This is a genomic window from Bacillus sp. MMSF_3353, assembly GCF_030733445.1.
GTDB classification, from domain to species: domain Bacteria; phylum Bacillota; class Bacilli; order Bacillales; family Bacillaceae_G; genus Bacillus_A; species Bacillus_A wiedmannii.
The window spans coordinates 365,842-377,555 of record NZ_JASHJA010000003.1 but is presented as its reverse complement, the minus strand read 5'-3'; the positions used below and the strand labels follow the sequence as shown (position 1 = coordinate 377,555).

Sequence of the window (11,714 nt, the reverse complement as noted above, 5' to 3'; positions counted from 1 at the left end):
GTTAGCCCTTTCATTTTCAAACAAAAAGAAATATATATATGTTCTAACAATTCATATTATACACACAAATATATTTTTTGTATATTTATATTTCTATTTTATTAAAATTTTCTGTTAAAAAATAAACCTTTGTAAACGTTTCATATTGCTGATTATCCTTACTAAAGTGTTGAAAATGAATGTTTTTATATTTTTCTAAATTATCAGAGAAAAATAATTTTTATATCCTATAATACTTTGTGCATAATTATCCTTCTCTTTTTATCATAAAATAGCGCTCCCTTCATAATAAAGATATGTAGGTTAAAATGAGTGCAAAGGATAAGAAAGTATGTTACGATACACCTTGCTAAAAATAGATATCGGTAAAGAGGGGACGGACATGGCAGCAATTCAGGCAAAAAACGGGCCGACAGAGAAATTAAGTTTATTCTTATTAACATGGCCTATTTTTCTAGAAGTTTTTCTATTTATGTTAATGGGGATCGCTGATACTTTCATGTTAAGTGCATTATCAGACGATGCTGTATCTGGGGTTGGTGCAGCGAATCAATATCTCCATATCGCTATTTTGGTACTAGAAGTCATCGGGAACGGCGCAGCTATCGTCGTATCTCAATACCTCGGTTCCAAACGTTTTATGGAAGCATCTAAAATATCAGCTTTAGCCGTCACATTAAATTTAGTGGTCGGACTCATTATAAGCGCTGGTTTTCTTTTATTTTCAAAACATATGATGATGGCAATGAACTTACAAGGCGATGTACTCATGTATGCGCAAAACTATTTATCCATCGTCGGAGGCGCTATTTTCCTTCAAGCTATTATTAATTCATTAGCCGCAATTATCCGCGTACACGGCTTCACAAAGCAAGCGATGTTTATTTCACTTGGAATGAATATTATTCATATCGCTGGAAACTATGTACTCATTTTCGGGAAATTTGGTTTCCCAGAACTCGGTGTACAAGGGGCTGCCATTTCTTCTGCTGTCAGCCGACTTATCGCACTTATCGTTTTCTTCTGGTTACTGTACCGCGTTATGGAATACCGTGTGAAATTACAATATTACTTCACCTTATCAAAGGAATACATCGGAAAAATTTTAAAAATCGGGATTCCATCTGCATTTGAGCAGGTTATGTATCAAGCTTGCCAAATTGTCTTCTTATACTATGCAACATACTTAGGAACGGAATCATTAGCGGCTAGACAATACGCTACGAACATTTCTATGTTCACTTATTTATTCGCGATTGCGATCGGTATGGGAACAGCCATTATTATCGGACGCCTCGTTGGCGGTGGTGAAAAAGATGAAGCGTATGAACGCGTATGGAAAAGTGTAAAATGGGCAATTGGCGTCACTTTATGTATGGTCGCTCTCGTCGTTACATTCCGTACACAATTAATGGGACTATTTACAGATAATCCGCACATTATTACGTTAGGTGCGTCAGTTCTTTTACTAAGTGTGCTACTTGAAACGGGACGTACGATGAATATCGTCATTATCAATTCACTTCGCGCAGCTGGTGATGCAAAGTACCCAGTTTTGATCGGAGCATTCTCTATGGTGTTAATGAGTTTACCACTCGGTTACTTTTTCGCCTTCCATTTAGATATGGGGCTCGTTGGTATTTGGTTAGCGATTGCTATTGATGAATGGACACGTGCCATTATTATGTTCTTCCGCTGGAAAAGTAGGGCGTGGGAACGTTATGCACTCGTTAAACCTGAAGAACAAGAGGAAATTGTTTCTGTTCAAGCACAGTAACACTCGTTTAATTAAGGTGTAGTCATTCGTAAAGGAAACTTATATCTGCGATTCTTTAAATATATCGACTTACCGAGAAATGTTGACAAATCTATTATATAGTAGAAAAAAGCCAATCTTCTTAACGGAAGATTGGCTTTTTTATTATTGATAAATCTCTTTATATTTCTTATACTCTGCTTCAGAACATAATACGAAATGTCCTGGGCGAATTTCACGCATTGTTGGTGCTTCACTAGCATAATCATGCTGAGATGGATCGTATACGATACGTTTACGATTGCGCTCATAATCTGGATCTGGAAGCGGAATTGCTGATAATAGTGATTTCGTATATGGATGAATTGGATTCGCATATAACTCTTCACTTGTTGTTAGCTCAACGATTTGACCACGGTACATTACGCCGATGCGATCACTAATGTATTTTACCATTGATAAATCATGGGCAATGAATAAGTATGTTAAACCTTTTTCCTTTTGTAACTTTTTCAGTAAGTTTACAACTTGCGCCTGGATTGATACGTCAAGTGCTGAGATTGGCTCATCGGCAATGATAAATTCAGGCTCTACAGCAAGTGCGCGAGCGATACCGATACGTTGACGTTGTCCACCTGAGAATTCATGCGGGAAACGGTTTGCGTGCTCTTTATTTAAACCAACTGTGATTAATAATTCATGAACACGGTCCATACGCTCTTTTTTGCCTTTTGCTAGTCCGTGAATATCAATACCTTCTGCAATAATATCCCCTACTGTCATACGAGGGTTTAATGATGCATATGGATCTTGGAAAATCATTTGCATTTTACGGTTGAATTTCTTCAGCTCTGCACGTGATTTTTTACCATGTACATTTTCACCATCGAACAACACTTCACCAGCAGTTGCATCATATAAACGAATAATCGTTCTTCCAGTTGTCGATTTACCACAACCTGATTCTCCTACAAGACCAAATGTTTCTCCGCGGTAAATATCAAATGAAATATCATTAACCGCTTTGACAACACCACCACTCACGTCGAAGTGCTGTTTTACATTTTTTACTTCAATTAATTTCTCACGTTGTTTAGTCATGTTGTTCACCTGCTTTCATTTGAAGAATGCGTTTTTCAACGACTGCCGGTGGTTTTACTTCTGGAGCTTGCTCGTGAAGTAACCAAGTTGCCGCATAGTGTGTATCACTTACTTTAAATAAAGGTGGGTCCATTTCAAAATCAATTTTCAATGCCTGTGGATTACGTGGTGCAAAAGCATCCCCCTTTGGCGGCTTTAATAAATCTGGAGGCGTTCCAGGGATTGCGTATAACTCTTCTTCTGAACCATCTAAACTTGGCATAGATGCGATTAAGCCCCAAGTGTATGGATGTTTTGGATTGTAGAAAATTTCATCAACCGTTCCAATTTCAACAACTTTACCTGCATACATAACTGCTACGCGGTCCGCAACGTTTGCCACTACACCTAAGTCATGTGTAATGAAAATGATTGCCGCTTCTGTTTTTTGCTGAATGTCCTTCATAAGCTCTAAAATTTGCGCCTGAATTGTAACGTCTAGCGCTGTTGTCGGCTCATCGGCAATTAATAATTTTGGGTTACAAGCTAACGCCATCGCAATAACTACACGCTGTCTCATACCACCTGAGAATTGGTGAGGATATTGTTTTAAACGCGCTTCTGGATTCGGAATACCTACAAGGTCGATTAATTCTAACGCAACTTTACGTGCGTCTGCTTTACTCATCCCTTGGTGTTTAATAAGACCTTCCATAATTTGATTCCCAATTGTCATCGTTGGATTTAATGATGTCATTGGATCTTGGAAAATCATCGCGATATCTTTCCCGCGCACTTGCTGCATTTCTTTTTCTGTCAGTTTCGTTAAGTCACGACCTTCAAATACGATTTCACCGTTTTTAATACGCCCTGGAGGATTCGGAATTAATCCCATTAACGCTTTAGAAGTAACTGATTTACCAGAACCAGATTCTCCTACAATCGCTAATGTTTCTCCTTTTTTTAAATCAAAAGTAACACCGCGTACAGCTTGTACTTCACCTGCATGTGTATCAAAGGAGACTTGCAAATCTTTTACCTCTAGCAATGTTTTCATTTTTACTTCTCCCCTCTTTTACTTACGCATTTTTGGATCTAACGCGTCGCGTAATCCGTCTGCCATTAAGTTGAATGCTAAGATTAACATACTGATGACAACCGCTGGGATGAACATCATATGTGGATACGTTTGAATTGATTTATAACCGTCATTTACAAGAGAACCAAGTGATGCGAATGGTGGCTGAATACCTAAACCGATGAAGCTTAAGAACGCCTCACCAAACACTGCTGTTGGAATTGTAAACATTGTCATTACGATAATTGGTCCCATTACGTTCGGGATTAAGTGTTTTACAATTAATTGTGTATTTGTTGCACCTAATGTACGAGATGCTAATACATATTCTTGATTTTTTAATTTCAGGATTTGTCCACGAACGATACGTGACATCCCTATCCAACCTGTAATCGCCATTGCTAGTGTAATTGACCATATACCAGATCCCATAATGATTACCATTAAAATAACGATGATTAAGTATGGAATACCGTTAATAATCTCCATAACACGTTGCATAATATTATCTACTCTACCGCCATAGAACGCTGAAATACCTCCATAAGCAACCCCAATTACTAAGTCAATCGCCGCTGCTAAAAGAGCGATATATAATGATACACGCGTACCTTCCCATGTTCTTGTCCATAAATCGCGGCCAAGATCATCTGTACCAAACCAGAAATACTCTTTAATATCACGTTTTTCATATTGGTCAACACCATATTGATCCGTACCGTCAAATGGTAGCCAATGAACATTTTCAATAACAGGAATTTTCGGTGGTAATTTCGCACGACCTAAGTCTTGCTCTTTATACGAATGCTTACTTACCATCGGTCCTAAGATGGCTAGTAATATAATAAGCGCTAATAAAACGAAACCGAACATTGCTCCTTTATGTTGGAACAAACGTCTTCTTACATCTTGCCAAAACGTTAAGCTTGGACGGGCAATGACTTCATTATCAACATTATTTTGATTGGCTTGTTGAAATAAATCTGGAGATAATTTTTGTACATCTTTCATCATTTTTTCCCTCCCGCTAAACGAATACGAGGATCAATAATTCCGTATAAAATATCGACAATGAAAATAACTAAGATGAAAATCGCACTATAGAAAATTGTAGTTCCCATAATAACTGTATAGTCATTCACTGTAATAGATTTAACGAACTGTTCCCCTAGTCCTGGTACAGCATAAATTTGCTCAATAACTAATGTCCCTGTAATTAAACCTGCAACCATTGGTCCTAAAATTGTTACTACTGGAATTAACGCGTTACGAAGTGCGTGTTTAATAATGATAACACCTTGGCTAATTCCTTTCGCTTTCGCTGTTAAAATGTAATCAGCTTGCATAACTTCAATTAACTCTGCACGAGCGAAACGTGCGATTGTTGCGATAACTGCCATCGATAAAGCGATTGTAGGCATTACGGTAAACTCTGGTCCTTTCCAGAATGCTACTGGGAACCACCCAAGTTTTACCCCTACGAAATATTGTAGTAATGCGGCGAATACGAACGATGGTACCGACATCCCGAGTACGGAAATAATTGTCGCCCCATAATCGACCCACGTATTGTTACGAAGTGCCGCAACGATTCCTAAAATTAAACCGATAAATGTTCCTAATATAATCGCTTGTAAACCAAGTTGTGCTGATGGTCCAATGCGATCCACAATCATATCTGTTACTGGACGGTTATCATATTGGAATGATACCCCTAAATCACCTTTTGCTAAGTTACCTAAGTAACGTGCATATTGAACTGGTACTGGATCATTTAAGCCATATTTTTCAAGAATGATTTCTTTTTGTGCCGGTGATAGTTTCTCCTGGTTTTTAAGCGGAGAACCCGGAAGTAATTTCATCAAAAAGAAAGTCAGTGTAGTAATTAAAAATAATGTCAAAGCCATGTACACGAAACGTTTTAATACATAACGTCCCATAGTCAAGCACCTCCCCGTTTTTCTCAAAAGCAATAAGATAGTTTAAAATATTCTTACTTTTATTTTTTTAAAATAAGAGCATACGCCCATCATAGGCATATACCCTTATTCATGATGGAAACCATTTTTAGTTTTTTAGTTCAACCCACTTATAGCTAAATTCTCCGCCATATTTATGTTCTAATAGGCCAGTAATTGAGCCACGTTGTAAATAAGCTTTTCCTGGTTGATATACTGGAGCAATCGCTGCATCTTCAAGCAGTTGTTTTTCTGCTTGTAATAATGCATCCCAGCGAGCTTGTACATCAACTTCTGTTTTCGCTTTTTTAATTAAATCATCATACGCTGCATTTGCGTAATTTACTTTGTTTTGCGCATTACCTGTCGTATACATTTCAAGGAATGACATTGGATCCATATAATCTGGACTCCATCCCGCGTATGACATTGCGTAATCTCCACTTGCTTCAAGTTTTAATTTTTGTGCAAATGGCTGCATTTTTGTTGAAACTGTTAAACCTGGTAAGTTCTTTTCAAATTGGCCTTTTAAATACTCTCCGATTTTTTTAGCATCATCAGTATCAAAGTTTAATAGCTCTAACTCTACTTTGTCTACACCAAGTTCTTTTTTACCAGCTTCCCAGTATTTTTGAGCTTCTTTAATATCCTCTTTTATAAGCTTTCCGTTTTCTTCACGGAAGTCTTTTCCATTCGGACCTTTTGCTAAGCCTTTCGGAACAAAACCATATATCCCCTCTGAACCATCGTTTAAGATAACTTTCCCGATATTTTCACGCTCAAAGGACATTGCAATTGCTTTTCGGATATTTTTATTTGCTAAAAATTTATTCTTTTCATTTAAGCGAATAAATTGTGTAGATGGTCTCTTAATCGTTTTAAAGTCAGCATCTGATTTGTATTTGTCTACAAACTCTGATGTTAAGACTACACGATCAATTGCTTTCGTTTCATATAAATTTATAGCAGTTGAACGATCCTTAACAATATTGAAGTTTATTTCCTCAAGTTTTACTTCTTTATTTTCCCAATACGTTGGATTCTTCGTAAGTTTGAAGCTTTGTTCATGCTTCCATTCATTTAATACGAATGGACCATTATAAAGTGTCGTATTGGATTCTAATCCAAATTTTGCTCCTTGTTCTGTTACAAACTTCTCATTCAAAGGATACAATGTTGGATAGACTGTTAAACTTACAAAATAAGGAACAGGGTTATCTAATTCCACTTCAAGTGTATAATCATCAATTGCCTTTACACCAAGCTCTTCAACTGGCAATTCTTTTTTGTTAACTTTCTCCGCGTTTTTAACATCAAATAGTATGTAAGCAAACTTGGCACCTGTGTTTGAATCTACAGCTCTTCGCCAAGAATAAACGAAGTCTTTCGCTGTTACAGGTTCACCATTAGACCATTTCGCATCTTCACGTAACTTAAACACATACTTTTTGCCATCCTCTGATTTCTCATAAGATTTAGCGACACCTGGAACAAGCTTATCGTCTTTCCCCAGACGATATAATCCTTCCATTGTGTTATTCATGATGTTAGAAGATGCTGCATCTGTTGATAACGTCGTATCCATAGTTGGGATTTCAGCTGTCTCGGTTAGATTTAACACTTGCTTGTTTGAGGATTTTTCTTTTGCGCCTGCTTTATTATCCTCTTTTTGGTAACTACAAGCTCCTAACATACTGACAGTCAACGTCGATGCAAGTAATAACGGTATCTTTTTCTTCATGTTGTGTTGCCTCCCCTAATTGCACTTCCTGTACCCTCACTTGTAAAAAAGTAGAATTGAAAGAATAATCTCCAAGTTTCTACAATTTTCATTATACATATAATATAACAATTGTGAATATAGTTTTTTGTTTTTTTGTTAAAATTTTTAATAAAATGTTTATTTTTTTATTTTTTTGTAAAGGGATACGTTAACATTGCTACCATCATCTTAAAATCAGACCTTTAATTGCGTATAATTTTCAAAAAATTAATTCTAGTACATATTATAGCTTTTATAGTATAATAATTCTAGTAATATTTTGACGGAGGGGAACATTTTGAATAAAGTTTTTTTTCATACTTGTATACTAATTTTCATAGCGATAATCGCTTCTAGTATTGGCGCAATCCTCGTTTCATCGCGATTTTTGTTGAATTTTGTCAATATATCGTTTTATGCCGCACTATTTTTTATTCTTGTCGGCGGTTTTTTATTCATATTTCAAAATGGATTTTTTAACGTAACAATTTACGCCTTTCAAAGAGTGTTTGGTACGAACAAAAAAATTGACTCTTTAATTGAAGAAGCAGAGGAACCTGTCGATAAGAAAGAACGTATTTATAAAACATATTCATTCAAATGGACGTATCCAATTTGTATTACAGGTATCGTTCTTGGGTTGTTCTCAACCCTCATTAGCTTTACTATTTTGATGTAGTTTGCAAACACTATCCCATATGATATAATAATCAGCAAAACATTTTGTTATAAAACTTTAGTTCTTTCATATTAAAAGAGCTTAGGTAACAATAAATAAATTTATATGTATGCGATGATAAAGAAGAGTACATATTGAGGCAATTTCAGAGAGCTTGTGGCTGGTGTGAACAAGTAATTGCGCAGTATGGAATGGGCTTTTGAGCACCAAACTGAACCGAAAGTAGTAGGCTTTGGCGTTATATCCAAACGTTATTATGGATTAGAGAGATTTCACAGTAGTGAAATAATTAGGGTGGTACCGCGGTCCATTCGTCCCTATAGTTTTTGGGATGAATGGGCTTTTTTGTTTGCCTTCTCTTCCCCATCACGCATTCAAATTTAGGAGGAATTACTTATGTCAGTTATCTTTTCTGGTATTCAGCCGAGTGGAACGATTACACTTGGAAACTATTTAGGAGCTATGAAGCAATTTACAGAGCTTCAAAATGAACACGACTGTTATTTCTGTATTGTAAACCAACATGCGATTACAGTACCTCAAGATCCCGTACAACTTCGTAAAAACATTCGCAGTCTTGCTGCACTTTATGTAGCATGCGGCATCGATCCTGAAAAAGCTACTTTATTTGTACAATCAGAAGTACCAGCACACGCTCAACTAGGATGGATTATGCAATCAGTTGCTTACGTTGGAGAATTAGAGCGTATGACTCAATATAAAGATAAATCTTCTGGTAGAGATTCAGTTCCAGCTGGATTACTAACGTATCCACCATTAATGGCGGCTGATATTTTACTTTACAACACTGAAATCGTACCTGTTGGTGATGATCAAAAACAACATATGGAATTAACACGCGACCTAGCAGAGCGTTTCAACAAACGCTTCCGTGAAGTGTTCACTGTTCCTGAAATTCGTATTCCAAAAGTAGGAGCTCGCGTTATGTCATTAACAGAACCTACGAAAAAAATGAGTAAATCTGATCCGAATCCAAAAGCAATGATCAGTATGCTTGATGAACCAAAAACAATTGAAAAGAAAATTAAAAGTGCTGTAACTGATTCTGAAGGTATCGTGAAATTTGATAAAGAAAACAAACCTGGAATCTCTAACTTATTAACAATCTACTCTTCATTCTCTGGAAAAACAGTTGAAGAAATAGAAGCAATGTACGAAGGAAAAGGATACGGAGACTTCAAAGGCGACCTAGCAGCAGTAGTCGTGGAAGCAATTCGTCCAATCCAAGACAAATATAACGAACTAATCAACTCACCAGAACTAGACGAAATTCTAGACAAAGGTGCCGAAAAAGCAAACCGCGTTGCATTCAAACAACTACGCAAAGTAGAAAACGCAATGGGACTAAGCAGAAAACGTAGGTAACATATAAAGCGGAGGCGACTGTTTAGCCCTGACGGCTAAGGTTCTTTCCCACAGAAGGTGCTTTTTACCTTCTCGTGGGGAAGGTTCTTAGACGCGAAGGGCTAGGAGCCGGAGCTGGATTTCTTATAAAGCGGAAGCGGCTCGCTTAGAATGTGAGGGGGATGGAGCTCCTGACGTAGAGGCGCTTTTTGCCTCGCAGGAAGGCGCGAAGCCACCGAACATTCTTGCCGCTGGAGCTAAGTTACAACAAATTAAAAAACCGCCAATTGGCGGTTTTTTTAATTTACCTTTTGCTCGTTTTCCATTTCCCATAACTTTTCAAAAAATGGCTGTCCTTTTACGAGACGCTCGCATAATTGTTCGTGCTTCTCAGACCAGCCTGTTTTCGCTTCATCATACAGTTTAGCCCAAATATCTTCAAATTCCATATGTTGAACCATTCCGTATGCTGATGGATCCCACTCTGTGAACCAATAGCGAATTTCTGCTGTGTTTTTCGTTGTATGTAATTGATCTAACGCCATAAATAATAATTGTTTCAGCTGTCTTTCTTTACGAGTTAAGCCATTCATAATGAAAGGTGATGGTGATAAAATATGATGTTCTTTTTCCATTTCTTCTACTTGGAACTCATACTTTTCTGCTTGTACGTTTTCTACCATCTCATATACCATCTGCTCTTGGCGCGGTATAAGTCTGCTCTTTCGAATTGGTACATTGTAACCAATTGTGTCAATCGCAATAATTCCTTTTCCATCTGTAACAACAAAGCAATACTCTTGCTGCAAACGTTCATGATTTTTACGAATATATGCCTTATGATGTACGTCTTCCAACAATTTTTGCGGAAGCTCTAACAATTCGTCCTCGATGTAATGATATAATGTGGCATCTACTTTTAATAATGGCACTTGATCTAATAGCTCAATCGTATCATCTTTCCGCCATTCGTAAAAATGACAAACGTTATACCCATTCTCTTCACCTTCAAACCAATTTACCCATACATCATGTAGATATAACATTCACTACCCCTCACTTCACTACTGTTTGTATCAATCATTATGTTCAATTTTTCTTAACTTTATTCCACCTAAGGAAATATATTCTAATTATTATTTTTTCTTCTATTAATACTAAAAAAAACAGGAAATAGAGCTCCTGTTTTTTATATATGAAATGTATTTGCTTTATTCAATATTTCTTTTGCATCTATAGATAATAAAGAAAGTGTATCTTCTCCTTCCAATGTCACACAATCTTTGACAATATGAAATCCAAGCGCATAGCCCAGCATCTTTGGATAAGAGTGAAATCCATTTAATAAGATGTCGTGCTCCCTTGTTCCTCGTTTTATACTTATTCTTTCATGTACAACATTTTTCCAATAATAAATAGCCTCTTCTTTTGAAAGATACGTCGTCCACGGTGCATTGTTTTTTTCTGAATATCTTTCCGTTACCGCTTGCTCAGCTAGCCCTTCCATAATCATCGTATCAAGTAATGTATATTCTGTTTCTTTCGTCTCAATTTGATGTAACCTGCATATGTGATGATATTCATGCGCCAATAACACCTTTAATTCTTCCACCGAATTCCGTCCACATACGAATAAGAAAATAACGTGACGCATAGATAATCCCGCCCTACCGTTATACTCTTCTTGTACAGTTCGATTATAGGAATCTGATAATAAAATAAAGACAGGGACATCTGGACCTTTTAACCAGGTTTTCAGTTTCTCATACTCCGTACGTAACTCTTTCCAAACTTCCTTTTCCTCTAACTCTTTTACTTCTTGTTCTCCTCGTATAACTGGGCGGTACATACCTTTAGAAATTAAAAAGCGATACAACCTGTCTTTTGGCAGCGGGATATACTTCGTAAACTTTTCACACAGCTTTTCTGGCCGTCCATAATATAGATGTAACCACTCAGCAGTTTCAACAATCCCCATCTTTATCCCTCCTTTTTCTTATGTATATGCAAAAGGAGAAAAAGACGTAAAAATAAAT

10 protein-coding genes and 1 other annotated feature are annotated in these 11,714 nt (G+C 36.8%); of the genes, 3 read left to right on the top strand and 7 right to left on the bottom strand.

Going from position 1 to position 11,714, the window contains the following annotated elements; genetic code table 11:
• The first annotated feature begins 331 nt into the window (after positions 1-331).
• Entirely contained in the window at positions 332-1,777 is a 1,446-nt protein-coding gene (locus RBB48_RS10000) for an MATE family efflux transporter (protein ID WP_046957012.1), read from the top strand.
• A gap of 144 nt (positions 1,778-1,921) precedes the next feature.
• Here the strand turns inward: RBB48_RS10000 and RBB48_RS09995 are convergent, their stop codons facing one another.
• The 5 genes from RBB48_RS09995 to RBB48_RS09975 form a co-directional block, all read right to left on the bottom strand.
• Positions 1,922-2,857 carry an ABC transporter ATP-binding protein gene (locus RBB48_RS09995; RefSeq protein ID WP_000166340.1) on the bottom strand — a complete coding sequence of 312 codons (936 nt, stop codon included), beginning with the start codon at positions 2,855-2,857 and terminating at the stop codon, positions 1,922-1,924.
• Positions 2,850-3,893, bottom strand: coding sequence for an ABC transporter ATP-binding protein (locus RBB48_RS09990; protein WP_000854346.1), 1,044 nt, complete (start codon positions 3,891-3,893; stop codon positions 2,850-2,852). The genes RBB48_RS09995 and RBB48_RS09990 overlap by 8 nt, the downstream gene beginning before the upstream one ends.
• Before the next feature lie 18 nt (positions 3,894-3,911).
• The gene (gene opp3C, locus RBB48_RS09985; protein ID WP_000974096.1) at positions 3,912-4,928 is read right to left on the bottom strand and encodes an oligopeptide ABC transporter permease; all 1,017 of its coding nucleotides are present in this window, start codon (positions 4,926-4,928) and stop codon (positions 3,912-3,914) included.
• Entirely contained in the window at positions 4,925-5,854 is a 930-nt protein-coding gene (gene opp3b, locus RBB48_RS09980; RefSeq protein WP_000534165.1) for an oligopeptide ABC transporter permease, read from the bottom strand. Before opp3b ends, opp3C begins: the two co-directional genes overlap by 4 nt.
• A 127-nt stretch (positions 5,855-5,981) precedes the next feature.
• Positions 5,982-7,613, bottom strand: coding sequence for a peptide ABC transporter substrate-binding protein (locus RBB48_RS09975; RefSeq protein WP_088062466.1), 1,632 nt, complete (start codon positions 7,611-7,613; stop codon positions 5,982-5,984).
• A gap of 319 nt (positions 7,614-7,932) precedes the next feature.
• Here RBB48_RS09975 and RBB48_RS09970 point away from each other — a divergent pair, with 319 nt between their 5' ends.
• Together RBB48_RS09970 and trpS are read left to right on the top strand one after the other, a co-directional pair.
• Positions 7,933-8,313 (top strand): DUF3899 domain-containing protein, encoded by a 381-nt coding sequence (locus RBB48_RS09970; RefSeq protein ID WP_088062464.1) that lies wholly within the window; start codon positions 7,933-7,935, stop codon positions 8,311-8,313.
• 105 nt (positions 8,314-8,418) lie between these two features.
• Positions 8,419-8,635, top strand: a binding site (T-box leader).
• 74 nt (positions 8,636-8,709) lie between these two features.
• A complete protein-coding gene (gene trpS / locus RBB48_RS09965; protein WP_000110998.1) occupies positions 8,710-9,699 on the top strand; it encodes a tryptophan--tRNA ligase in 990 nt (329 codons plus the stop codon).
• A gap of 278 nt (positions 9,700-9,977) precedes the next feature.
• Here trpS and RBB48_RS09960 read toward each other — a convergent pair whose 3' ends face one another.
• Both RBB48_RS09960 and RBB48_RS09955 read right to left on the bottom strand, forming a co-directional pair.
• Entirely contained in the window at positions 9,978-10,724 is a 747-nt protein-coding gene (locus tag RBB48_RS09960; protein WP_000966116.1) for a YjbA family protein, read from the bottom strand.
• 143 nt (positions 10,725-10,867) lie between these two features.
• The gene (locus RBB48_RS09955) at positions 10,868-11,656 is read right to left on the bottom strand and encodes a DUF2268 domain-containing putative Zn-dependent protease (protein ID WP_088062463.1); all 789 of its coding nucleotides are present in this window, start codon (positions 11,654-11,656) and stop codon (positions 10,868-10,870) included.
• Between the last annotated feature and the right edge of the window lie 58 nt (positions 11,657-11,714).

Coding starts and splice junctions, on each gene's coding strand:
- RBB48_RS10000 (WP_046957012.1), top strand. CDS start 332: ATGTTACGATACACCTTGCTAAAAATAGATATCGGTAAAGAGGGGACG.
- RBB48_RS09995 (WP_000166340.1), bottom strand. CDS start 2,857: ATGACTAAACAACGTGAGAAATTAATTGAAGTAAAAAATGTAAAACAG.
- RBB48_RS09990 (WP_000854346.1), bottom strand. CDS start 3,893: ATGAAAACATTGCTAGAGGTAAAAGATTTGCAAGTCTCCTTTGATACA.
- opp3C (WP_000974096.1), bottom strand. CDS start 4,928: ATGATGAAAGATGTACAAAAATTATCTCCAGATTTATTTCAACAAGCC.
- opp3b (WP_000534165.1), bottom strand. CDS start 5,854: ATGGGACGTTATGTATTAAAACGTTTCGTGTACATGGCTTTGACATTA.
- RBB48_RS09975 (WP_088062466.1), bottom strand. CDS start 7,613: ATGAAGAAAAAGATACCGTTATTACTTGCATCGACGTTGACTGTCAGT.
- trpS (WP_000110998.1), top strand. CDS start 8,710: ATGTCAGTTATCTTTTCTGGTATTCAGCCGAGTGGAACGATTACACTT.
- RBB48_RS09960 (WP_000966116.1), bottom strand. CDS start 10,724: ATGTTATATCTACATGATGTATGGGTAAATTGGTTTGAAGGTGAAGAG.
- RBB48_RS09955 (WP_088062463.1), bottom strand. CDS start 11,656: ATGGGGATTGTTGAAACTGCTGAGTGGTTACATCTATATTATGGACGG.